Here is a 25,221-nt window from a genome sequence, read left to right as displayed (position 1 = left end):
GTGATTTATTTGCTAACTTTAGTACTTAAAACACGCAACTAATCTTATACAACAACGTTGTGGTTTATATTCGCTTAATTGCAAGCGATATTTAATACCTAAAAATTGCACCTTGTTAATAAAAAAAATTGAATATTAATTTTAAATTTAAACAATATGAAAACAGAAAAAATCAACCTAACCAAATTATTTAAAATTGGAATTTTATCCTTTTGCATATCCCTACTATTTAGTAGTTGTGAAAATGATGAATTTATTATTAATTCCTCAAACCAAGAGAAGAACACTAGTTATTCACAAAAAACGTTTGGAAACATTCAAAAAACAGAAAAATTTAAAGAAGCTTTTAATAAGGTTTTTAAAACTAAAAAGCAAGCTTTAACCTCAGATAATAGACTTAAAACAGTTATGGAGGTAAATTACGGTTTTACGATAGATACAAATGCTGTAAATATAATCTCGTCAGATAAGTTTACTTCTTATACAATGCTTATCCATAGGTCAGTTAATGATGAAACTTTTTATGAAAATTTAATAATTCAAATTGACAGTTTAAACAACACTAAAGCTTATATTTTAAAGTATAAATTAAGATCTCAATTAACACCCCATGAAGACCATCATTCATTTGAGCAAGATACTGAAATTACGGTAACACCAATAATTTATGACAATACACAATCTAAAATAATTGAAGAATGTAGAACTATTTGGGTAACATATTGCCCATATCAATTTGAGCATGTAGCTGGTCCATCCTGCTATAATCATCCAGAAAGATTATATCAAAAACCAAAATCAGAATGTATTACTTATGATGATGGACCTGATACTATAGACACAGGAGGAGGTGGAACAAGTGGTGGTTCAACAGGAGTTGGAGGTGGAAGTTCAACTAGTATTTATACTACACCCATTATTTCAAATATAAGCCCTATAAAATTTTATGAAATAATTACTTCATTTGAAGATGCAATAAATTTCGTTCCATCAAGATTTGAAAGTGTAGAAACCCAATTTAGTTATTTAGGTGCAGTTGGTAAATTTCTTAAACAAACTGAATTTTATGAATTAGGTGAAGTGTTATTTGATTTATCCATCAATCAAACTACTGTAAATCAAAATGAAGCCGCTCTTATGGCTTCAAAAACTGTTGAGATTCTGAATCTAATAAAAAATATAGATAATTTTGACCAATTGTCAATAAGCAGTCAAAAAATTGTTGCAACAAATTCATTATTTCTTTCTCTTCTGCCAAATGTAACTTCTATAGTTGGTCAATATTGGCCTAAAAACGATGAAGAATGGATGGTAATTAATGACCTTATTAAGCAATTTTTACCAGAGTTAATTTTAGGTTTTGTTCCTGGAAGTAGTGCTTTAGATGTTATATCTGGAATAAATAAAGCAGACGCAATTACTGTAACTTTAGGTATTGCTGGTTTATTAGTAGATGCATTTGGCGGAAGTATTTTTAAAGGATTTGCTAAAGCTAGTAAGGTGGTATTAAACGCATTTACTTCTTTTAAAATTATTTATAAATATGCTAAAACAATTCGCATAGCCCTAAAAAATGGATTAAAAATTACTTTAGATAATAATACAGTTAAATTATTTAATAAAACTGGAAATGAAATAGGAAGTGTTTTGAGCAATGTATTACGTTTAAAATTCCCTGCTTATGGTGGTGATATCATTTCACATCCATCTAAAACTACTACTATCATAGGAAAATTCGCTAAAGATCAACCTAATGGCACTGATGCTCTCATTAAAAGTGGATTAACTGAAAGTATTAATGGCGTAACCTCTAAAACAACTTTTAATGTTTTGAATGAAGTTCCAAACCCAAATTGGACTACCGATCAACAAATTTGGGACAATATAAATGAACCTTGGTTAAGAGACGCAGCAAGTAGAAATGATATAATTAGAGTTATTTCTGACCCAAATAATCCAATCAATCTTATTAATGATAAAGGACAAATTTCATTTTTTGCAAGAGAACATAATCTTTTAACAACACCTGTTTCACAAGGAGGTTTAGGCTATACGTATAATCCATTAACTTACACATATACAAAATAAATGAATAGTAATTTAAAAGTAAAATACATTGACCAAAGATGGGATGGTGTTGAAGGTTGGTTGGGTAATGACAATTTATTTTGGATAAGATTGGATTTCTTTTTAGAATACTTTATATCTGGTAATTTAGAATTATCTAAAAGACATAAGAATAAAGAATTGAGTTTAGAAGAATACTGCGAAAAGCTATTTGAAAAATTTAATGAAAAAACATTTTACAATAAGAAATTTGAATATACAAAATATACTGAATGGTTAAATATGAAAAATCCAAAAATAAATGAAGTAATTGAATTGTTCAACAAATAATACAAACCACAACCACGTGTATAAAAAATAGCAGTTAAGTGCAAACTACAAGGTTTGTACTTGTCTGCTATCTTTATTGCAAAATCGAAAGTAATCACAATTTTACTCTGCTACTTTTCATACACAACTACGTTGTGCCTCATTGTAGAAAGCCAACCGCACATTCAAGCACATTTGGTTTTTGCCAAACGCATAACCCAAACAAAAAACCAAAAGAGCTTGAATTTTGCCAACGCTCGACAGAAACTGAAATGATATGTTAAAAAAGATAACTTTAAAAGGAGAACAAAAGAAGGTGCTATTCTTACCACCGACAAATCCCATTCAAATAAAGGGAGTTGCAGGAAGTGGCAAGACAACTGTTGCACTATATAGAGCAAAGCACCTACTAGAAACGCAGAACACTCTTTTTCAAGAAGCTAAAATCGTAATTTTCACTTTCAATAAGACATTAGCAGCCTACATAAGAGCAGTAAGTCCTTATATAAATGGTGGGTATCAGAAAGACTCTGACGAGATAAAACCTAAAACACCAGATGGACTTAATGTCACGATTGTGAATTTCCACAGTTGGGCATATCATTTTGCAGGAATTGGGTACAACACAACTGTTATGCAATGGGAACAGATTGAAATTATAGAAAGCATAAAAACCTCACTAACATCTACAAGCTCTAACGTATTAACTAAAAGTTCAGAGTTTTTTCAAGAAGAGATTTCTTGGATAAAGGGTAAGCTATTCAATTCAAAAACGGAGTATGTAGAAGCAAAACGGACAGGCAGGGGAACTTCGGATAGAGTTACTGCAAGTGACAAAGAAGTAATATGGAATGTCTACTTAAAATATAATCAAGAGCTTAAAAACAGGGGGAAAGTTGATTTTGATGATTATGCGATAAAAAGTTTACAAAAAATAGAAAACGACCCATTTTGGAAACCACCCTTCACTCATATAATTATTGATGAAGCCCAAGATTTAAACAAAGCTCAAATCCTAGTTATTTCAAAATTGGTATCTCAAGAAACAGAGAGTATTTCAATCATTGCAGATGCCGCCCAGAGAATTTTTAAGAGTGGTTTTACTTGGTCGGAAGTTGGACTAAATGTTCGTGGTGGTAGGACTATAGAATTCAAAAAAAATTACCGGAATTCTGTACACATTGCTCGTGCAGCTCTTTCCTTGTTGGCTAATGAAGAAGATAAATCAGAATTTACAGATGTAGAAACAGCTCTTTCAGGTGGTCAAAAACCAATTGTAGGTTATTTTGAAGACTTTGATGACCAACTTGCTTATTTGAAAGGAGAATTACAAAACATAAAAAATGAAGGAAAAATAAGTAGTACGATTGTTTTACACAGGACTAATGATGGCGTGAGAAGGATTCAAAACTACCTTAATAATAATGGTTTACAGACCGAACTTGTAAAATCAAATCAGGCTGTAAACTACAATAGTGACAGCATCAAAATCTGCACAATGTCTTCTATTAAAGGGTTAGAGTTCAATAATGTCTTCATAATGGATTTAACAGATGATGTTATTCCCTATCCCCCAGGCTTTATTGAGACCGATGATGAATTTCATATTTCAACTGAAAGAAGGCTTTTATATACCTGTATGACTAGAGCAAGAACAGGTCTTTATCTAATAGGCGATAAGGATAACCCCTCAAGATACATAGCCGAGATTGATGACGATTTATTGAATAATGTTACAGAATCTTCTTCGGATGACGATTTTGAAGATGATGGCCTACCTTTCTAATTATGGAATTAAAAAAAGATTACATAGAATTTCAAAGCGAAATATCAAGGCGGGGAATTGAGTATTTAATACACTTTACGCCAACTATTAACCTGTACAGCATTTTAGAGCAGGAAAAACTAATGTCAAGAAGAGTTCTTGAAAATTTAGATATTGAACAATTCGATATATTGGACTATGTACAATTTACTGATAGTGTCAGATATGATGATAAAAGCTTTATAAATTTATCTATTTCAGGCCCAAACACTTTTCTGTTTTCTAAATTCCAAGAGAGAACAAAAGATGACATAACAATAAATTGGTGTGTCTTGAAAATTGACCCAAAACACATCTATGAAAAGGAGACAAAGTTTGCGGTAACTAATGCGGCATCAAATGCTGCAAAGTCAATTGGAGTAACGGGGGACATTGAAAAATTTAAAATGCTTTTTGCTAACAACATAAACATTCCCTTTGGTGTCCGTGGCAGGTTAAATTCAAAGTTCCCAACGAATGTTCAAGCCGAAGTGCTAGTAAAGGATGAAATACCAATTGAAAGTATTATTCAAGTGTGTTTTGATTCTCAGGAAAGTTTAGCATCTGCAAAAGCTGCATTGTCAGAGTTTAATACAAGTAATTTCGTTGTTGATAAAGAAATTTTTTCGCCAAATCGAGCAATATGAAACCAGAAACTAAATATAAGGGAGCGGTTAAGCTAGCTGCAATTGGGGATGCACTTGGTTGGATAACAGAGTTTGAGAAAAGCTCTGATTCATTGAAGTTAAAATATGGAACTGATTATGTTTCCAATTTCTACGGATGGAAAAAGGAAGTTGGTGGGAGATTCAATGGATACATAGATAATTTGACAAAAGGTTCGTATTCAGACGACACCCAACTTTTGCTTTCTGTTGCAAGGTCAATTAAAGTTGACGGCACTATTGACCGTGAATATTTTTCTAAAATAGAATTACCAAATTGGCTTTTGTATGCACGTGGAGCAGGTCGAACTATCAAAAATGCAGCGAGAAAGATTGAACGAAAATCAGCAAAATGGAATAGTAATTTTTTTAGTTACAAGGCAGGTAATACAACGATAGATTATAGAGAAAGCGGAGCAAATGGTGCAGCAATGCGAATTCTTCCTATAGCTCTAGCTAACTTTGGAGAAATTGATAAAATCAAAGAAGAAATTTTTGCAAACAGTATTGTAACACACGGACACCCAAGAGCAATTATTGGGGCTATGCTTTACGGTTATGCAGTTGATACAATTCTAAAATTTCGACCTGAACATTTTACATACGAAGCATTTTTAACAGAACTTGGAAAAGACATTCATCTTAAGCTTTCAATTCCATTTATTCAAAAAGCCAATTTTAGCATTTGGGAAAAAGAATGGAATAGTAAAGCCAAAATACCATTCAAAGAGCAATATCAAACGATTCTCGATGAAACCCAACAGTATTTGCGAGATGTATATAAGAGTCTGACTAATAAAATCGAAGACGAAAAGGCACTTAGAACTTTAGGCTGTTACCATTCAGATACAAAAGGTTCGGGAACGTCAACTGTAATTGCAGGTATTTTTCTTTGTTGTAAATATCATAAAGAACCAATAAAGGGAATAGAACAAGCTGTTAACTCAATTGGAACTGATACTGATAGCATTGCAGCCTTCACAGGTGGATTAATTGGCTCACTACACGGCACATCCATTATTCCTGATAGGTTTAAATCAATTCAAGATTCAGATTATCTTGAAAATATAGCTGTAAGGTTATTAGAGATTTCAGAGAGCAGGGCAACAGAAATAAAAACTGAAAGACATTCAGAGTTAAAGTCAATAAATCCTATTAACAAAGACAATTTTGAATTAGGTGAATATGTATTTTTCTTACCTCTTGGCAAAGGCAAGGTCGTTCATATTGATAGGCAGGATACTTTAACTAAAGGGAAGTATAATCTAATAATTGATGTTGAATTTGACTTGGGACAAAGTTGTCGATTCGCCCAAATATTGAATAAAACAGAAAAGGAAATTTCTAAATCTGAATCCATTGACAACCTTGACGAGATTGAAAAGGATATAAACTTTTTAAATTCTCTAAAAATAGACTTCCAAACAAAAGAACGAATTGACAAATTTTTGAATGGATTAAACAAAGAGCAACAAAAGGAATTCAGAGAAATCTTAAACCAAATTGAGAAGAATGCCAAACGCTAGCAGTCACATACATTGCCAAGCCGCACCAGCCAACGCTAAAACCAAAGCTTGGCAAAGAGTGTGTCTACCCCATCGCACGACCAAAACGACAGACAAACCAACGACAGAAAAAGAACAACGAAGGCACAACATCACCTATACGCAAGCAGGGGTTTCGTGCTTCGTAGGACAGGAAAGTGGTAAATTTAAAGTTCAGTTCTTCGTAGGAAGTTCAGTGTTTAAAATCCCTGCCTGCGTATAGCTGAGAACCGTTATGGGCAAGTTTATGAAAAGACAACCAAACGGAAAAAGACAGACAAAAGAACCGCCAAAGGAAAACTTTGATAGTTCCTAAAACATATTTTGTAAAAAAGAAAAAAGTTGAGACCAGAAACAACTTTAAAAAACGGGGCAGAACCGAAAAGCCAAAGGAGTAGGAAAAAAATAATTTATAAATATGAAAGAACAGAACAAGATAGGTTGTTTGCCTGCCGTTTTTTGGTTTTTAGGTGGTGTATTCTTAATGACCGGAATTGCTGGTATTCAATGGATTGGTCAAGATGGATTTGATGGCATTGGAAGTTTCTTTATGATACCTTTAGGAGGTTTCCTAATCTATTTAGGTATTAAGAAACATCAGGATTTTAAAAGGAAAATAGAAAAAGAAGAAAAATATAAGAAAGAAGAAAAAGAAAAATCTATCATTAGAAGAGAAGAAATCAATATTCAGAAAAATAATGAAATTAAAATTAAATTAATAAAAGCTGACAATCTTAAAATAAAATTATCAGAAATTCAGGACATTAAGATAATTGATGTTTCAGATTACAAAAATATAATAATTGATAATGAAAAAAGTATTCTTGACAAAGGAGGTGATAATCAATTATTTTCATTTATGAAAATTGATACATTTTTACGTGACTATCGTGGAAGGATAATTTCAGACCAATCTGGTCTGAACGAAGTCCTTGACATTGAATGGCTCAAATCAAGAATACAATTAGAAGGTCAAAGAAATGATTTAGATAAAATCATTGAAAATCTGGATGACATGTCAGCTAAACTAGAAGGTGGAAGAACAAAAGGTTTTGATTCTAATGTAGATAAATTGTTTGAATTAGGAGATGTAATGAAACCGGCATTAGAAAATCAAATAAAAACTATGGAATATTATAGAAACATGGCTGTAGCAATGATTGTTTTTTACTTAAATGACAAAAAAATTAGATATTTTGAAATATATGAAGCTTTTGAAAAACTTGGTGTTTTTGATAGCACATGGCAGAAAAACGTATTGAACAAGCTTGATAATATTGAAATTCGATTAGCTCAAATAAGCAATCAGTTAACAGAGTTAAATCAAAATTTCATTTCTCTTGTTGAATCAAGCGAAAATGTTATTTCAGAACTTAAAGAAATAAATAGCAGTATTATGACCAACAATATGCTTCAAGCCATTAATGCTTATCAAACTTGGAGAATTAACAAGAATACTAAATCATTAAGAAATTGATAATCAAAAAAGAGGTGTTAAAAAAATTTAGTATGGAAGAAATATTAAACAACTTGTTCGTTGGTGAATTACTGTACACAACTGCAAATGGAACTCAATATTTATTTATCGAACGAAGTAATGATTTTGGAGTTACTTATTCTATAAACCAAAATCAAAAAACTCTGCCCTTAAATACTATTAATGCTGCCTTAGAAGCTTTTAATACTGGAGAAGAAATAAATGCTCAATGGTATATTAATTATAACCAAAATGAGTATAACACTAGACCTTGTAATCTTTCAGTATTAAGAGTACTGTTGAATCGTATTTGAAAATCTGGTATTGTAAATTAAATGAGACAAAATAATTTAATTGATCAAATCAAGCATGATATTAATAAAAGGGATGTAAAACATTTCCGAGCATCAGACTTTGATTTTTTGAAACCCAATTCTACAAATTTTATTTGGAAACACTCTGATAAAAACAAGAAATTAAAAGGAAAAGTATACTTTATTTGGATAAAAAGAGGGTTATATAAAATGAAATAAACCAGCCCATAACAGCGTTTATAAGAAATAGCGGGTTAAGTGCTAAATCAAAGGTCTTTACTTTTAATAAAAGTCTGTGCCAGCCCGTAAGTGAAGTGCTTTTTAATCCGCTACTTCTCATACACGCAAACCGTTAGGCATAATTTAAAACCAACCAAGTAAATGATAGGAATTTTAGTAGCAATTGCCATTTCGTGGTTACTTTTATATCTGATTGAAAAGAAGAATATTTTAGCATTAGGATTTCTTCCAATTGGCAAAAGATTAAAACAATTCTTAATCGGATTTTTAATTACTGGAATACTTTGCGTTCTTGTTCAATATTTAGAATCATATCTAAAATCTTCGACTTGGATTTTGAATAAAGAAATTTCGAGCGGAATTATAATAAAATCTTTTTGGTGGGATTTTAAATCTGTATTGACAGAAGAACTGATTTTTCGTGGAGCTTTATTATATATTCTCATCCAAAAAATCGGCTCAAGAAAAAGTATCTTGATTTCTGCAATCGCATTCGGAATTTATCATTGGTTCTCATATGGAGTTTTAGGCAATGTAATGGCAATGATTTTAGTTTTTATCGGAACTGGATTAATGGGTTACGCTTGGGCTTGGGCTTTTTCAAAAACTAAATCAATAATGCTACCTTTCGGACTTCATTTGGGCTGGAATTTTATATACAACACAATATTTTCAAAAGGACCTTTAGGCGAATTAGTATTAATTTCAAAAGGTGGAAATGACTTAACCTATTGGGCTTCATTATTGAATTTTGTCAGTGGATTGGTCATAGTCCCTATTATAGTTCTGATTTACGTAAGATATTTTGTAAAAGAACAAACGGAATAAAAAACTATGCCTAACAAAGAACTGAGTTAAAAAACAAACAATTTTTCAATAATTTTTCTGCAATATTTATCTAAGCTTACAAGTAGCTTTCACCCTTTAAACCATCATTTTTTTTATTTAAAACCTACTTATTTAGGCATTACTGATACAAAACTTTCTTCGTAAGGATTTCCAGATTTTGCAATAGCAAATGCCTGTTTTAACAGCTTATTTGATACTGCTATTAATGCCAACTTTTTACTTTTACCTTTGTTTGTGATTCGCTCGTAAATTTCTCTGCAAGCCTTATTTTGCTTACAAGCACTAAAGGAACATAAAAACAATAAGTTGCGTAGTTTCCTGTTTCCAACCTTACTTATTCTACTTCTTGCTCTTACACTACTGCCAGATTCTCTTATGGTTGGTGTGATGCCCACATAGCTGCACAGTTGTGAAGCATTCTCAAACTTTTTAAATCCATCTGTTACTACTATTAAAAATAATGCTGTTTTAACTCCAATACCAGGAATACTTTGAAGTAAGGTTAATTGAACTTGCTGGTCTTGTTTTACTAAAGAAAGTAGCTTCTGCTCTATCCCTGTGATTTCTTTATCTAACTGTTTTTTAACTCGTTTTAAAGAACTATACACATATTTTGAAGGAATCCCTAAAATCTCCTCGCCATGAATCTTATTCATTTTGGCTGTTCGATTTTTTAGTAAACTATCCATCAAACGAAATAACTGTAAACACTCACTCTGAGCTTCGTTGAGAGCTGTGTATAATGGAACTTCATTGATTAGACCATACTCACAAATCGCTTTTGAATCACTTTTATCGGTTTTAACTTTTGCTAATCGCATTTGTATAAAACGCTTTACTGACAAAGGATTTACTACTGAAACATCTTGATCATTGTGATACAAAAACTGTGCTAAACGATAATGGTAATAGCCTGTAGCCTCCATGATAACTAAACTGTTTTCTCCTAAAATCTTTTGAAACTTTAGAAATCCTTTTTCTGTATTGTTAAATTGTAAGTGACCCTGAACACTTCCATAACAATCAAATACATCTTTACTGATGTCAATTCCAAAAGTTTCTTTATATTTACTCATAACTAATGATTTATGAAAGAATAAACTACTAGAATCACAACAACTTGAAATCGAGATCTAGGTCTCACAGAACTGAACGTGATTTTTAGTAGAAAAGAGAGAGGATTATTCCCGAAGTTTCGGGATTGTCGAAGTTCTAGCTTCACCGTGTATACTAACCTTAATTCTCTCTTTTATTCTTTCTGATTATTGTTTAAATTTATGAATTGTAAACTTAAGCCGTGCATAATTTAGTGCTACATTTAGCAACTTTGGAAAATTCTCGTTTACTTCTCATTTTGTTTATATTTATTAGTTTTATTTCTTAATTTACGCACCAAACTATGCACAACTAAGTTGTAAAACATTTTGACTAAAAAATAAACTTAATAACAAAAAATAAACTGAATGAAAAAAATCTTATTGACCTTGACATTTTGCGGACTGACTTTAATTGCGAAATCACAAACCGCAAGTGTAGAACAATCTACCTACGGAATACAAACAGGAGTTTTAGGAATTTGGGCTCATAAAGAAACGAAATTATCAAATCAAATAGCTTTAAGAGCAGAAATCGGAATGGATGCTGGTTTTTGGGGCGGAAGTTTCTATCCTGAAAATGGATATTTAATGACACCTGTAATTAGATTAGAACCTAGATGGTATTATAACCTTAACAAAAGAGTATCTAAATCGAGAAATATTGGTGGGAACAGTGGGAATTTTTTAACATTACAGACAAGCTACAATCCGAATTGGTTTGTAATTTCAAATTATGATAATGTAGAAGTAGCTGACCAAATTTCCATAATACCAACTTGGGGAATTAGACGAAATATTGGAAACCATTTTACATACGAAACTGGAATTGGAGTTGGATACAGGTATATTTTCGCTAAAAGTGTCGGATATTTAGAAAATGAAGGAGAAGCTGCTTTGAATTTACATTTAAGAATTGGATATCGATTTTAACGGAATAAAAAACGTTTTACAACAATGGCTATAAGTAATTGCTTATTCACGCCTACTTCTGAAAATCCTCACGGATTTTCAGTTTGATGCGTACTTGCAAAGTTAAGTGCTAACCCACGCAACTACTCATAGCCGAGACCGTTAGCAGTAAGCTTAGACCGACAATCCGTAAAAAGAATACAAACAACCTGAATTTGTATTATCAGGCAACTAATGTTTCTTGTGAATTTTGCACCATAATTTTAAAATCATAAGAAATGAAAAAGACAATTTTAATTACAGGTGCAAGCAGTGGCATAGGAAAAGAAACTGCAAAATTATTTCACTCTAAGGGTTGGAATGTAATTGCTACAATGCGAAATCCAGAAAACGAAACTGAATTGAATCATTTAGATAATGTTTTAGTTGCCAAACTTGATGTTTTAGATTTGGATTCAATTCAAAAAGCATTTCAAGACGGAGTTCAAAAATTTGGAAGTGTTGACGTATTGCTTAATAATGCTGGCTATGGTGCATACGGACCATTGGAAACATTTAGTAGAGAAAAAATTGTACGACAATTCAACACCAATGTTATTGGGCTTTTAGACGTTACTAAAACAGTTCTTCCACTTTTTAGACAAAACAAAAAAGGAATTATTATTAATATTTCGTCAATTGGTGGCAAAATGACTTTCCCATTGGGTTCATTATACCACGGGACAAAATTTGCGGTTGAGGGTATTTCTGAATCTCTTAATTATGAAGTAGAGCAATTTGGCGGACAAGTAAAAATTGTAGAGCCAGGTATGATAGCAACAGATTTTGGCGGTAGGTCTTTTGATTTTAGTAATGACGAAAATATGGCAGAATATCAAACAATTGTAGGTGCTTTGATGGCTGCTTTGCCTGTAATGGCACAAAATGCTTCACCTGCAAGTGTAGTTGCGGAGGTAATATTTGAAGCTGCGACAGATGGAAAAAGGCAATTGCGATATACCGCTGGCGAAGATGCGAAAATGCTTATTACAAACCGTCAACAATATGATGACGCTACATTTATAGGAGGCATTAAATCACAATTTGGACTTTAAAACATCCTAATATGAATCCAGTTGTAAAATACTTTAATGGAGAAAAAGCCGAAAGCTATATTTTCATTTTAATAGGAGTCATTGCATTGGCAATGGCTCTCTATTTCATTTTTGCGTTGAAATCCTCATTTTGGAAAGGGGTTGCTATTCCTTTTATAATTGTTGCATTACTTGAATTTATAGTAGGATTTACAATTGTAACAAGAAGTCCAAAAGACATTACACGAGTTGAAACTTTCATCAAAAAAGAACCACAAAGTATAAAAACGCTTGAAATTCCTCGAATGGAAAAAGTAATGAGTAATTTTGTGATTTTTAGATACGCTGAAATAGCATTGATTATTTTAGGCATAACACTTATGTATAGTTCTATGAATGATACATTTTGGAGAGGAATAGGACTTGGCTTGTTCATTCAAGCCAGCATTGTATTATGTTTAGATTTCTTTGCAGAAAGACGTGGGCATCATTATATGGAATACTTAACGGAATTCTCTGAAAAATTATGAAAGAACTAATACACCTTCAAAATATCACAGATTTACATAAGTTGTTTAACATAGGAAACAGTTACCATCCATTGGTAACTGTTTTAGATTTTAGCAAAGTTACAGAGCAATTAGAGCATAATTCTAAAATCACTACCGATTTCTATTCAATTATGTTCAAGAACTATTGCAAGAATAATATTAAATACGGGAGAAAAACGATAGATTTTCAAGACGGAAATTTAATTTGTATAGCACCCAATCAAACCATAGAAATAGATAATGAAGTAGAAGAAAGAGAAGACATAATGGGTTGGGGTTTATTTTTTCATCCCGACCTAATTCGCTCCACCACTTTAAATGACAAAATAAAGAGTTATAGCTTTTTCCATTACGAAGTTTCTGAAGCACTTCATCTTTCGGACAAGGAAAAAAATATTCTTTTTGAATGTATTCAAAAAATACAAATAGAACTTCAAGAGAATATTGATGTACATAGCCAATATATTATTGTTTCAACAATAGAATTATTACTAAACTATTGTTCAAGATTTTATGGCAGACAAATGATTACAAGAAGCCAAGCCAACAAATCAACAATTTCCCAAATAGAAACAATACTGACAGAGTATTTTGCGAAAACAAAAGTAGAAGAACAAGGATTGCCAACTGTTAAGTTCTTAGCCGACAAGCTTCATTTATCGCCCAGTTATTTAAGTGACCTATTAAAAAAGGAAACAGGCAAAAATGCACAAGAACACATTCATTATTACCTTATTGAAGAAGCAAAAGGTTTGCTCTTAAATTCCGACAAAAATATTAGCGAAATTGCATTTAATTTAGGTTTTGAATATCCACAATACTTCAATAAACTTTTTAAACAAAAGACCGGTAAAACACCAATGGAATATAGAATCTTAAACTAAAAAAGCCTACTGCTAACAGGCGTTTGGCGCAATGGCGGGTGACGTGGTTAATTGAACATTCTACCTCACATCAACTTTTGTGGTGTATTGACAGTTTTGTGCCCCGAAATCCGCCACTGCGCCAAGCGCCAAAACGTTGTAAAACATTTTGACTAAAAAATAAACTTAATAACAAAAAATAAACTGAATGAAAAAAATCTTATTGACCTTGACATTTTGCGGACTGACTTTAATTGCGAAATCACAAACCGCAAGTGTAGAACAATCTACCTACGGAATACAAACAGGAGTTTTAGGAATTTGGGCTCATAAAGAAACGAAATTATCAAATCAAATAGCTTTAAGAGCAGAAATCGGAATGGATGCTGGTTTTTGGGGCGGAAGTTTCTATCCTGAAAATGGATATTTAATGACACCTGTAATTAGATTAGAACCTAGATGGTATTATAACCTTAACAAAAGAGTATCTAAATCGAGAAATATTGGTGGGAACAGTGGGAATTTTTTAACATTACAGACAAGCTACAATCCGAATTGGTTTGTAATTTCAAATTATGATAATGTAGAAGTAGCTGACCAAATTTCCATAATACCAACTTGGGGAATTAGACGAAATATTGGAAACCATTTTACATACGAAACTGGAATTGGAGTTGGATACAGGTATATTTTCGCTAAAAGTGTCGGATATTTAGAAAATGAAGGAGAAGCTGCTTTGAATTTACATTTAAGAATTGGATATCGATTTTAACGGAATAAAAAACGTTTTACAACAATGGCTATAAGTAATTGCTTGTTCACGCCTACTTCTGAAAATCCTCACGGATTTTCAGTTTGATGCGTACTTGCAAAGTTAAGTGCTAACCCACGCAACTACTCATAGCCGAGACCGTTGTGGTTTATATTTGACCAAATTACTAGCTGAATTAAAAAATCAAAAAATTGCAACTAGTTAAACTACTAAAATTGAATATTAATTTATAAATTTAACCAAAATGAAAAACAAAAAAAACAAAATTACTAATCTTTTAAAAATAGGAATTCTATTCTTTGGAGTTTCTTTATTACTATGGAATTGTGAAAAAGATGAATTTACTTCTAATCCAGATCAGAGCAACTTATTATCCAAACTTCAAAGCGAATTTAATGCTGAAAGTTTCAAAAAAGCAATACCTTATGAATTTGAGGTACTTTGGAATAATGAAAACAAAAAATATCATAAAGAATTAGAAATATATTATTACGAATTTCCTATCAATTTCACTAATTCTTTCAATCCTAACAATTTTAAAACTATAAATGTTAGTAAATATTCAACTATTTATAAAGTTTTTGTAGTTGAGAACGAAAATCAAGAACACTCTTTTTACATTTATAAATCTTATACTGAAAATATAAATAAGAAAAAACTAAAAGAGAAAAACATTTTATTTGAAGAAGAAATCTCATATGGTTTAAACCATATTCTAAACAATGAAGGAGAAATAGTATATGCTGAAAAAATTGAAAACGGTAAAAAAGACGAAAATATTTTTTTTAATAAAGAATTTAAAAAGAAAAAACCTAAAGATAATTATCAAAGTAGAATGATGCAAGATTGCTATACTGTTACAACATATCATTACACTGACAATTATATTAAATGGGGTAATGGTCCTTATACATATGTTAGTACGACATTTAATGGGACAAGTACAGAAACTATTTGTGAGTCTTATTGGTTACCAGATTTAAATATTGGTGGTGGTGGTAATTCTGGTGGTTATTATACAAACCCAGGAAATAGTCCTGCATATCAAGATTGTCAGTCAAATAGCAATAAAAATTATCAAGGTAGATATGTAGAAGAAAGCAATCCTTGTAAATATGTGATATCTGTAAACCCTATTGAATGTGGTGAGGGTTATGTATACGACCCAGTTTTGGGTACTTGTGTCGAAGAGGATAAAATTATTAATGAACTTACGGGGAAAGCAAAGTGCTTAAACTACCATTTAGACAAAAAAGGTGATTCTTTTATAAAAGATATTTTAAGAAAGTTTCAAGGAGATTCCGAATTTGATATTAAAATAAAATCTGAAGATAAAGTTTATAGAAACGGAACAAGTATTGAATTAAATGGAAAAACTATAGAACCTATTAATGGTATTATAGAAATCAATATTAGTACTGACAAATTTTCCAATATGCCTGCTTTAGGTGCTGTTAGAACTCTAATTCATGAATATATTCATGCAGACATTTTCAGTAAATTAAACACAAAGTATCCAACAAATGGAGATTTAGATTTTAAAACAACATACGAAAAATACGAAATAGAAAAGCAACATAACACAATGGGGGAGCTATATGTTACATCTATGAGAGATGCTTTAAAAAGTTTCCACAAAGATGTTTTGGTTGGAGACTACAATTACCTTACAAATAATGGAGCAAACCCATTACCTGATAGTTTTTATGAAGCATTAGCTTGGCAAGGATTAAAAGAACATAATGTGAAACCTTACACTGACTTATCAATTTCCAAAAAAGCTGAATTAACAAATAGTTTAAACCTTTACTATCATAGTACCACAAAAAACTGCCCAGAGTAATTATGAAAAAATCATTTATATTATTTATTATACTTATTATATCTTCTAGTAGTTCAATTTATGGACAAAAAAGAGATACATTATTTATTAATTACAACGATAATTTATTATTAAAAAAATGGCAAGACCCAAATAATAATGAATTTTCTTATAGAATAAAAGGGACTGGTAATAATGGTCTTGTATATTTATTGGAACAGAAAAAATATAATAATTTGAAACATAAAAAAATTAAATGTCTAAAGAAATTTTTAAAAAAGAAAGATATTTATAATAAAAAAGGTAAAAAAGATGATTGGAAGTTAAATCAATTTTTGGATAAATACATAATTTTTTTGGTTAAAGGAAAAGAATTTACAAAATTAGAGCCAAGATATGAAATAGATTAAAATACAAACCACAACCAAGTATATAAAAAATAGCAGTTAAGTGTAAATTTTAAAGGCTTATACTTTTCTGCTATTTTAACTTATAAACTAAATATAATCGTATGTTTATTCTGCTACTTTTCATATACAAAACGTTAGCATTCATTATGATGAAATTAACCAATTACGAAATAGAAGTATTTAATCTAATGTTGAGAGATAGGTTCAGTAATGAAGAATTGAATTCTATTTTGAATAGTCCAATTACAGGATATAATTTTACGGGCGCAGGATATTTCCTTGAATTAACTAATGATATACTTCCAAAAGATAGAAGGGCTATTTCAGAGCCAACTTTATTCGGACGTGCGGACAACATTGAAGTTGGATTTTTAATTTTTATTGAGAATTCTAAACTGACTCTCGAATGTCACAGTTGGGGAGAAGAAAACCCGCCAGAAACTATAAGAGAAAAGACAATATCCGTTGAAATTATTGAATTGGACAATAAAGAAAATTGAAGAAGGAAGTTGTAGGAAAAGAATAAAAAACGAAAATTTAAATGAAATAAATCTACAAAAAAGTAAAAAGTCAGAATTGAATCTGTCAGAATTTAGTGTTTGTGGGAATTGAATTTGGAGTTAAATTGTTTGTTAGAATTTACAAATTGTGAAAAATTGTCTGTCAGAATTGACTTTTAAAGAAAATTTAAGAAATTAAGAACAAAATCATAATTTAAAAAAACAACGAAATGCTAACAAAGAACTGAGTTAAAAAACAAACAATTTTTCAATAATTTTTCTGCAATATTTATCTAAGCTTACAAGTAGCTTTCACCCTTTAAACCATCATTTTTTTTATTTAAAACCTACTTATTTAGGCATTACTGATACAAAACTTTCTTCGTAAGGATTTCCAGATTTTGCAATAGCAAATGCCTGTTTTAACAGCTTATTTGATACTGCTATTAATGCCAACTTTTTACTTTTACCTTTGTTTGTGATTCGCTCGTAAATTTCTCTGCAAGCCTTATTTTGCTTACAAGCACTAAAGGAACATAAAAACAATAAGTTGCGTAGTTTCCTGTTTCCAACCTTACTTATTCTACTTCTTGCTCTTACACTACTGCCAGATTCTCTTATGGTTGGTGTGATGCCCACATAGCTGCACAGTTGTGAAGCATTCTCAAACTTTTTAAATCCATCTGTTACTACTATTAAAAATAATGCTGTTTTAACTCCAATACCAGGAATACTTTGAAGTAAGGTTAATTGAACTTGCTGGTCTTGTTTTACTAAAGAAAGTAGCTTCTGCTCTATCCCTGTGATTTCTTTATCTAACTGTTTTTTAACTCGTTTTAAAGAACTATACACATATTTTGAAGGAATCCCTAAAATCTCCTCGCCATGAATCTTATTCATTTTGGCTGTTCGATTTTTTAGTAAACTATCCATCAAACGAAATAACTGTAAACACTCACTCTGAGCTTCGTTGAGAGCTGTGTATAATGGAACTTCATTGATTAGACCATACTCACAAATCGCTTTTGAATCACTTTTATCGGTTTTAACTTTTGCTAATCGCATTTGTATAAAACGCTTTACTGACAAAGGATTTACTACTGAAACATCTTGATCATTGTGATACAAAAACTGTGCTAAACGATAATGGTAATAGCCTGTAGCCTCCATGATAACTAAACTGTTTTCTCCTAAAATCTTTTGAAACTTTAGAAATCCTTTTTCTGTATTGTTAAATTGTAAGTGACCCTGAACACTTCCATAACAATCAAATACATCTTTACTGATGTCAATTCCAAAAGTTTCTTTATATTTACTCATAACTAATGATTTATGAAAGAATAAACTACTAGAATCACAACAACTTGAAATCGAGATCTAGGTCTCACAGAACTGAACGTGATTTTTAGTAGAAAAGAGAGAGGATTATCAATGTTGTCGAAGTTCTAGCTTCACCGTGTATACTAACCTTAATTCTCTCTTTTATTCTTTCTGATTATTGTTTAAATTTATGAATTGTAAACTTAAGCCGTGTATAAAGATTGTTAGTTTTATAAAAAAACCAATGTTAGTTGCTCATTTGCTAGCTTCTTATTTTGTTCAGAATTACAAAATTAGTAGAGATAGTTGAATTGCGCACGACTTTGAATGGGAACAAAATCTAAAGGAGTTGAAATAAAAAAAAACGAATGAATAACTAAATTTCAACTAATCAAAAAAACTGTTGAAGATTTAAATGAAATTTGGAACTGTACTTTTAATAAATTTTATACAACAACGTTGATATTCATACACAATTCTATTCTACTTATAATTTATACTGCTTTTAGTCAACAAAACTTTCTACTATTTTATCATTTGATAAATTTATGGCTTATTCAAGATATTACATTTATTAAGTTATAATTTTGATTTTAAATTATTGTAAAAATAGAAATGTAAAAAATGAATAAATTAGAATTTATAGAAAATGAAATTTTAGGATTGAGAGATGAATTGAAAAATCATAAACTTTACAAAAATTTACACTCTATTAATGATATTAAAATTTTTATGGAAAATCATGTATTTGCTGTATGGGATTTTATGTCATTATTAAAAAATCTACAAATAAACCTTACTAAAGTTGCAACGCCTTGGACACCACCTAAAAATCCAAAACTTTCAAGATTTATAAATGAAATTGTTTTTGGAGAAGAAAGCGATATAAATGAGTTGGGTGAACCAAAAAGTCATTTTGAGATGTATTTAGATGCAATGCTTCAAATAAATGCAAATACAAATAAAATTAATGATTTTATGACACTCATTAAATTAGGAAATTCAATTGATTATTGCTTTAGTCAAATCAATGTTGATAAAAGAGTAGCTGACTTTGTTAAATTCACGTTTTCAATAATTGAAACAGATAAGACTCACCTTGTAGCTTCTGCATTTACTTTTGGCAGAGAAGATGTTATCCCAGACATGTTTATTGAAATACTAAAAAGTTCAGATTCTGAAAATAAATTATACAGTAAAGTAAATTATTACCTAAAAAGGCATATAGAACTTGATGGAGATGAGCATGGCCCACTATCTCTTGAGATGATTTCTGAATTGTGTAAAGATGATGAACAAAAATGGGATGAAACACTAACTGTAGCTAAACAATCATTAAAAAAAAGAATTGAACTTTGGAATGCTATTTCTGAATTGATAGAGAATGAAAGGCATATTAAAAAAGCTACTTATTTTATTTGATTTTTTTTAATTTCTTTACACCCAATACTTATATTTCTTTTACATCATTTTTTTAAATCATTAAAGTTCGTTTAGGGTAAAAATTGCTTAAAATTATAAGTATAAATGCTAAAAAGTGTAAAACATCGTATTTTGTTAAACTTTATAGATTTAATTTGGCAAGCCACTAAAATTAGTTTAAAAAATAACTCATATCAATCAGCAATCTAACTTAAAGATACTATGAGACTTTTTTTTAACTGCGCTCTTCTAACATAGGCACAAAAGAAAAATCCCCTAATTCATGTTTTTCAAATTCTTTATTAGATTTTCGAATAAACAAGGTCATGATTTGCTTTTGATCTCCTACAGGAATCAATAACATTCCTCCTATTTTTAATTGCGCCATAAGAGGTTTAGGCACAAAAGGAGCGCCTGCTGTTACAATGATTTTATCGAAAGGAGCCTCTTCTGGTAGACCTTTATAGCCATCCCCAAAAATAAATTTCTTAGGATAATACCCTAATTTTGGTAAAAACAGGGAAGTTTTTTTAAACAGTTCGTGTTGCCTTTCGATAGTGTACACTAGTGCTTTCATTTCAAGTAACACAGCCGTTTGATATCCTGAGCCTGTACCGATTTCTAAGATTTTATCTCCTTTAGCAATTTGCAATGTTTGTGATTGAAATGCCACAGTATAAGGTTGAGAAATGGTTTGCTCGGCAGCAATTGGAAATGCTTTGTCTTGATAGGCATGATCTTCAAAACTCGAATCGATAAATAAATGTCGTGGAATGGCACGAATGGCATCCAATACTTTTTCATCGGTGATTCCTTTGTTTTTTAAAACGCTAGCTAATTGATTGCGAAGTCCTTGGTGTTTTACAGTATCTCTCAATGTCATATCCATTTACGAAAGCTAAAAATAACAATATTTTTATTTAAATACTCATAAAATTGTATCTTTGTTTTTTTCGAAATCTAAGGATTATCTCGTAATAGATTTTGAATAAAACCTTATAAATATCTTGAGAGTATGTTGAAAGTTGGAGTTTTAGGTGCTGGTCATCTTGGTAAAATTCATTTGCGCTTATTGCAACAATCTGAAAAATATGAGTTGGTAGGTTTTTACGATCCATCACCTGAAAATACATCGAAAGTAGTGGCCGAATTTGGGTATAAATCTTTTAATTCAGTTGATGAATTGATTGATGCTGTGGAGATTGTAGACATTGTTACCCCTACTCTTTCGCATTTTGATTGCGCCAAAAATGCCATTGAAAAAGGTCGTCATATTTTTGTAGAAAAACCTATTGCAAAAACAGTAATTGAGGCTGAAGCGATTAAAACCTTGGCGAGTCAATATCATGTATTAGGGCAAGTTGGACATGTAGAGCGTTTCAACCCTGCGTTTTTAGCCGTTAAAGACATGATCAATAATCCTATGTTTATTGAAACACATCGTTTAGCGGAATTCAATCCAAGAGGTACAGATGTACCTGTAGTATTGGATTTGATGATTCATGATATTGATATTATTTTATCGGTCGTAAAATCGAAAGTAAAAAATATCCATGCGAGTGGCATTTCTGTAATTTCTGAAACTCCGGATATTGCCAATGCTCGCATTGAATTCGAAAATGGTTGTGTGGCAAACTTAACATCGAGCAGAATATCCATGAAAAACATGCGTAAAACGCGCTTTTTTCAGAAGGATGCTTACATTTCTGTTGATTTTTTAGAGAAAAAAACAGAAGTCGTGCGTATGAAAGATGCCCCCGAAAATCCTGATGATTATGCCATGATTTTGCAAAATGATGAAGGTGTACAAAAACAAATTTATTTTGAAAATCCTGAGATTGTACAAAATAATGCCATTTTAGACGAATTGGAAACCTTTGCAGATGCCATTAATAACAACACTTCTCCTGTTGTTACATTGAGTAATGGGACTGAAGCATTGAGAATTGCACAGTGGGTGATTGATAGTTTTTAGTCTAAACTCTTGATTGTTTGTCCTAAAATTATTTAGATTTACAAATTTGCGTTAGGGATTGAAACGGCATCCTTTTTTGAGGAACGAAAAAAAGATACAGTGGAAAGCCCGAAAAACGCCCAAATAAATAAACAAATTATACATTCTATTTTATGAAAAATATAGCGGTTATTGGTGCAGGAACTATGGGAAATGGCATTGCGCACACTTTTGCACAATGTGATTATAATGTACAATTGATTGATGTTTCGGAAGTTTCATTGCAACGTGGATTGAATACTATTGCTAGTAATTTAGACAGAATGGTGGCTAAAGAAAAAATTACCCAAGCTGATAAAGAGAAAACGTTGGCGAATATCACCACGTTTACTTCTATCAAAGAGGGTGTAAAATATGCCAGTTTGGTTGTAGAGGCTGCTACTGAAAATGTGGCTTTGAAAACACAAATTTTTAAAGAGTTGGATGAAGTTTGTGCTGATGATACCATTTTAGCTACCAACACCTCTTCTATTTCCATTACCCAAATTGGGGCTGCTACCAAAAGAGCTGACAAAGTAATTGGAATGCATTTTATGAATCCTGTGCCTATCATGCAATTGGTAGAAATTATTAGAGGTTACAATACCAGTGATGAGGTTACTCAGTTTATTGTTGATTTGTCTAAAAAGATTGGAAAAATTCCGGTTGAAGTAAATGATTACCCTGGGTTTGTTGCGAATCGAATTTTAATGCCCATGATCAACGAATCTATTGAAACTTTATATAATGGTGTTGCTGGAGTTTCAGAGATAGATACGGTTATGAAATTAGGAATGGCACATCCTATGGGGCCATTGCAATTGGCTGATTTTATTGGATTAGATGTTTGCTTATCTATCTTAAATGTGATGTATGAAGGCTTTAAAAACCCGAAATATGCACCTTGTCCATTGTTGGTAAACATGGTAAGAGCGGGTAAATTTGGTGTAAAATCGGGTGAAGGTTTTTATGACTATTCAGCAAGTAAAAAAGCTGAAAAAGTAGCCAAAATGTTTTCATAAGCCGCGTAAATGAAAAATAAAATTGTAGTTTTCATTGTTCTTTTACTTGTTTTTAAAGGATTTAGTCAAGATACAAAGAAGTCTTTTTTAACCCCTTACAAAATCGGATTTTTATATAATAATGGATCTAATGAAAACTTTATTTTTGATGATCCTGACTATACATATAGCACACAAACCTATAAGGGACAGCTATTTTATCAACTTGGCTCTTGGAAAAGGATTGATTTTGAATTGATTGTACAACCTCAAATTCAGTTTTTACGTCATCAACTTCTCAATGAATGGTATGTAACACCAGATCAAGAAAATTATCAGGATAAAATCGTTGAGTTTACCAAACCTAAATCCATGCACTTATATGGTATTGAATTTGGATTCAGTGGCATTACAAAAATCATACAAAATCTTTATTTTCAGGGAAGTTTGAGTTTGGGATTTTCGGTAATTGATACCCGAACTGAACGTTTGGCACAAGGATTTACGTTTATAGAAAATTTATCTTTTGGATTTTTATACAAAACTACTCCAAAACATCATTTTTACATTGGAACTAATTTTGGACATGTCTCTAACCTTGATTTTCAAAAACCCAATGATGGCTATAATATTCTAGGTTTTGATGTTGGGTATGCTTTTGTTTTGAAGTGAATCTTACAATTATTTCCCCAACCAAGAGTTCAACATCCAAATTGTTTTTTCTTGCTCGGCAATAAAATCGCTCATCATAGAGTTGGTACCTTCATCATTCGATTCATCTGAAAGATGTAAAATTTCACGTTCTAAAACCAATAATTTTGATAAAGAACTAACCACCAATTCAACCGTTTCAACATCATTAGAAATGTCTTTTCCAACAGGCACAGTTGAGGCGTTTAAGTAATCTTGAAAAGTATGCAATGGTTTTCCTTGCAAGGTTAAAATTCGCTCTGCTATTTCATCAATCTTCACTTGTGCATCTGTATAAAATTCTTCGAATTTCAGGTGCAATTCAAAGAAGTTTTTTCCTTTGATGTTCCAATGCAACCCTCTTAGATTTTGATAATAAATTTGAAAGTTTGCGAGCAAACTATTGAGTTTTTCGGAAAGATTTTTACTTTCTTGTTTGTCTAATCCTATAGTTAAAATACTCATAATGAAGTGTTTTTTTGATTCAAAGTAAATTTACCTAAAATTTAGCATAACAAACTATAATTAATATTGATAGTTTTAATATCTTTATCAGATATTATTATTAACATGACAATCACTCAATTAAAATACGTTTTATCGGTTGCTGAATATCAAAATTTCACCATAGCAGCTGAACACAGCTTTGTAACTCAGCCTACTTTGAGCATGCAAATTCAAAAATTAGAAGAAGAGTTGGAAGTAAAAATCTTCAATCGTTCTAAAAAACCGATAGAATTGACCGAAGTTGGTAAAAAAATAGTACAGCAAGCCAAGGTGATTGTCGACGAAAGCAATAGAATTACAGACATTGTGCACCAGCAAAAAGGCTATGTTGGTGGCGAATTCAAACTAGGTATGATTCCAACTATCATGCCTACGTTACTGCCCATGTTTTTGAACAATTTTACGAAGAAATATCCCAAAGTAAAGTTGATTATTGAGGAATTGACCACAGAAGATATCATCAAAAAATTGACAGATGGTCATTTGGATGCTGCCATTGTAGCTACACCTTTAGAAAACGAAGCCATTAAAGAACGTCCTTTATATTACGAGCCTTTTGTGGGTTTGATTCCAGAAAACCATCGTCTTTTTCAATCAAAATATATTGCTGTAGAAGATTTAGAAATGGAAGATATTTTGCTCCTTGAAGACGGACATTGCTTTAAAGACAGCATTATTAATTTATGCAGAAATTACAAAGTTGATAATAAAAAAGGTTTTCAATTGGCAAGTGGAAGTTTTGATACTCTTATCAAACTCTCAAAAGAAGGTTTAGGAATGACTTTATTGCCTTATTTACACACGTTGGATTTGTCTGAAAAAGATAAAAAACACCTCAGGGAATTTCAAAGTCCACCCCCTGCAAGAGAAGTGAGTTTGATTTATCACAGATCGCAACTGAAAATGCAATTGATTGAAGCGCTTAAAAAAACCATTGATGGAGTTGTAAGAGGTGCTATTTCATTTTCGGATGTAAAGATTATTAGTCCTATTCAGAAAAAATAGAGTAGACTTTAGTCAGT

At 31.2% G+C, this 25,221-nt stretch carries 25 protein-coding genes; 21 read left to right on the top strand and 4 right to left on the bottom strand.

The genetic code is table 11. The annotated features are described in order from the left end of the window. Positions 1-156 precede the first annotated feature (156 nt). The 8 genes from WHA43_RS00965 to WHA43_RS00930 all read left to right on the top strand — a co-directional run bounded on the left by WHA43_RS00965 (position 157) and on the right by WHA43_RS00930 (position 9,248). A complete protein-coding gene (locus tag WHA43_RS00965; RefSeq protein ID WP_105045310.1) occupies positions 157-2,088 on the top strand; it encodes a hypothetical protein in 1,932 nt (643 codons plus the stop codon). Beyond that, positions 2,089-2,397, top strand: coding sequence for a hypothetical protein (locus WHA43_RS00960; protein ID WP_105045309.1), 309 nt, complete (start codon positions 2,089-2,091; stop codon positions 2,395-2,397). Between the two features lie 256 nt (positions 2,398-2,653). Beyond that, positions 2,654-4,162 carry an ATP-dependent helicase gene (locus tag WHA43_RS00955; RefSeq protein WP_105045308.1) on the top strand — a complete coding sequence of 503 codons (1,509 nt, stop codon included), beginning with the start codon at positions 2,654-2,656 and terminating at the stop codon, positions 4,160-4,162. 2 nt (positions 4,163-4,164) lie between these two features. Continuing rightward, on the top strand, positions 4,165-4,827 hold the full coding sequence (locus WHA43_RS00950) for a DarT ssDNA thymidine ADP-ribosyltransferase family protein (RefSeq protein WP_105045307.1): 663 nt from the start codon (positions 4,165-4,167) through the stop codon (positions 4,825-4,827). Continuing rightward, a complete protein-coding gene (locus WHA43_RS00945; RefSeq protein WP_105045306.1) occupies positions 4,824-6,371 on the top strand; it encodes an ADP-ribosylglycohydrolase family protein in 1,548 nt (515 codons plus the stop codon). The genes WHA43_RS00950 and WHA43_RS00945 overlap by 4 nt, the downstream gene beginning before the upstream one ends. Positions 6,372-6,807: 436 nt before the next feature. Beyond that, positions 6,808-7,866 (top strand): hypothetical protein, encoded by a 1,059-nt coding sequence (locus tag WHA43_RS00940; protein WP_105045305.1) that lies wholly within the window; start codon positions 6,808-6,810, stop codon positions 7,864-7,866. Between the two features lie 32 nt (positions 7,867-7,898). Continuing rightward, positions 7,899-8,180, top strand: a complete 282-nt coding sequence (locus WHA43_RS00935) for a hypothetical protein (RefSeq protein WP_146104878.1) — start codon at positions 7,899-7,901, stop codon at positions 8,178-8,180. Positions 8,181-8,561: 381 nt separating this feature from the next. Beyond that, positions 8,562-9,248, top strand: coding sequence for a CPBP family intramembrane glutamic endopeptidase (locus WHA43_RS00930; RefSeq protein ID WP_105045302.1), 687 nt, complete (start codon positions 8,562-8,564; stop codon positions 9,246-9,248). Between the two features lie 128 nt (positions 9,249-9,376). On the opposite strand, the gene WHA43_RS00925 is transcribed toward WHA43_RS00930, so the two are convergent. Beyond that, positions 9,377-10,345: an IS110 family transposase gene (locus WHA43_RS00925; protein WP_226742800.1), complete on the bottom strand. Its 969-nt coding sequence runs from the start codon at positions 10,343-10,345 to the stop codon at positions 9,377-9,379. A gap of 387 nt (positions 10,346-10,732) precedes the next feature. On the opposite strand from WHA43_RS00925, the gene WHA43_RS00920 reads away from it, so the two are divergent. From WHA43_RS00920 to WHA43_RS00885, 8 genes are all read left to right on the top strand, one after another. Then, positions 10,733-11,296, top strand: coding sequence for a hypothetical protein (locus tag WHA43_RS00920; RefSeq protein ID WP_226742798.1), 564 nt, complete (start codon positions 10,733-10,735; stop codon positions 11,294-11,296). A gap of 257 nt (positions 11,297-11,553) precedes the next feature. Next, complete coding sequence (locus tag WHA43_RS00915) at positions 11,554-12,369, top strand: SDR family oxidoreductase (RefSeq protein WP_105045301.1); 816 nt, start codon at positions 11,554-11,556, stop codon at positions 12,367-12,369. Between the two features lie 11 nt (positions 12,370-12,380). Next, positions 12,381-12,878 carry a hypothetical protein gene (locus WHA43_RS00910; protein WP_105045300.1) on the top strand — a complete coding sequence of 166 codons (498 nt, stop codon included), beginning with the start codon at positions 12,381-12,383 and terminating at the stop codon, positions 12,876-12,878. Next, entirely contained in the window at positions 12,875-13,783 is a 909-nt protein-coding gene (locus WHA43_RS00905) for a helix-turn-helix domain-containing protein (protein ID WP_105045299.1), read from the top strand. The genes WHA43_RS00910 and WHA43_RS00905 overlap by 4 nt, the downstream gene beginning before the upstream one ends. A 187-nt stretch (positions 13,784-13,970) precedes the next feature. Beyond that, a complete protein-coding gene (locus tag WHA43_RS00900) occupies positions 13,971-14,534 on the top strand; it encodes a hypothetical protein (RefSeq protein ID WP_226742798.1) in 564 nt (187 codons plus the stop codon). Positions 14,535-14,778: 244 nt separating this feature from the next. Then, positions 14,779-16,377: a hypothetical protein gene (locus WHA43_RS00895; RefSeq protein WP_105045298.1), complete on the top strand. Its 1,599-nt coding sequence runs from the start codon at positions 14,779-14,781 to the stop codon at positions 16,375-16,377. A 2-nt stretch (positions 16,378-16,379) separates the two neighbouring features. Continuing rightward, on the top strand, positions 16,380-16,766 hold the full coding sequence (locus WHA43_RS00890; protein ID WP_105045297.1) for a hypothetical protein: 387 nt from the start codon (positions 16,380-16,382) through the stop codon (positions 16,764-16,766). Between the two features lie 188 nt (positions 16,767-16,954). Further along, positions 16,955-17,266 carry a hypothetical protein gene (locus WHA43_RS00885; protein WP_146104877.1) on the top strand — a complete coding sequence of 104 codons (312 nt, stop codon included), beginning with the start codon at positions 16,955-16,957 and terminating at the stop codon, positions 17,264-17,266. Between the two features lie 351 nt (positions 17,267-17,617). Here WHA43_RS00885 and WHA43_RS00880 read toward each other — a convergent pair whose 3' ends face one another. Further along, a complete protein-coding gene (locus WHA43_RS00880) occupies positions 17,618-18,586 on the bottom strand; it encodes an IS110 family transposase (RefSeq protein ID WP_226742800.1) in 969 nt (322 codons plus the stop codon). Between the two features lie 624 nt (positions 18,587-19,210). On the opposite strand from WHA43_RS00880, the gene WHA43_RS00875 reads away from it, so the two are divergent. Beyond that, positions 19,211-20,008: a DUF3050 domain-containing protein gene (locus WHA43_RS00875; protein ID WP_105045295.1), complete on the top strand. Its 798-nt coding sequence runs from the start codon at positions 19,211-19,213 to the stop codon at positions 20,006-20,008. A 235-nt stretch (positions 20,009-20,243) separates the two neighbouring features. On the opposite strand, the gene WHA43_RS00870 is transcribed toward WHA43_RS00875, so the two are convergent. Beyond that, positions 20,244-20,885: a protein-L-isoaspartate(D-aspartate) O-methyltransferase gene (locus tag WHA43_RS00870; protein ID WP_105047236.1), complete on the bottom strand. Its 642-nt coding sequence runs from the start codon at positions 20,883-20,885 to the stop codon at positions 20,244-20,246. 138 nt (positions 20,886-21,023) lie between these two features. Between WHA43_RS00870 and WHA43_RS00865 the strand changes: the two genes are divergently transcribed. The 3 genes from WHA43_RS00865 (at position 21,024) to WHA43_RS00855 (ending at position 23,674) form a co-directional block, all read left to right on the top strand. Then, positions 21,024-21,983, top strand: a complete 960-nt coding sequence (locus WHA43_RS00865) for a Gfo/Idh/MocA family protein (RefSeq protein WP_105045294.1) — start codon at positions 21,024-21,026, stop codon at positions 21,981-21,983. A 152-nt stretch (positions 21,984-22,135) separates the two neighbouring features. Beyond that, complete coding sequence (locus tag WHA43_RS00860) at positions 22,136-23,023, top strand: 3-hydroxybutyryl-CoA dehydrogenase (RefSeq protein WP_105045293.1); 888 nt, start codon at positions 22,136-22,138, stop codon at positions 23,021-23,023. A 9-nt stretch (positions 23,024-23,032) separates the two neighbouring features. Continuing rightward, positions 23,033-23,674 carry an acyloxyacyl hydrolase gene (locus WHA43_RS00855; protein ID WP_105045292.1) on the top strand — a complete coding sequence of 214 codons (642 nt, stop codon included), beginning with the start codon at positions 23,033-23,035 and terminating at the stop codon, positions 23,672-23,674. A 9-nt stretch (positions 23,675-23,683) separates the two neighbouring features. Here WHA43_RS00855 and WHA43_RS00850 read toward each other — a convergent pair whose 3' ends face one another. Next, complete coding sequence (locus tag WHA43_RS00850) at positions 23,684-24,157, bottom strand: Dps family protein (protein ID WP_105045291.1); 474 nt, start codon at positions 24,155-24,157, stop codon at positions 23,684-23,686. 105 nt (positions 24,158-24,262) lie between these two features. Here WHA43_RS00850 and WHA43_RS00845 point away from each other — a divergent pair, with 105 nt between their 5' ends. After that, entirely contained in the window at positions 24,263-25,204 is a 942-nt protein-coding gene (locus WHA43_RS00845; RefSeq protein ID WP_105045290.1) for a hydrogen peroxide-inducible genes activator, read from the top strand. The last annotated feature ends 17 nt before the right edge of the window (positions 25,205-25,221 follow it).

The sequence above is a fragment of the Polaribacter gangjinensis genome (assembly GCF_038024125.1).
In the GTDB taxonomy this organism is placed as follows: Bacteria; Bacteroidota; Bacteroidia; order Flavobacteriales; family Flavobacteriaceae; genus Polaribacter; species Polaribacter gangjinensis.
This window is presented reverse-complemented; position numbering and strand designations above follow the sequence as displayed.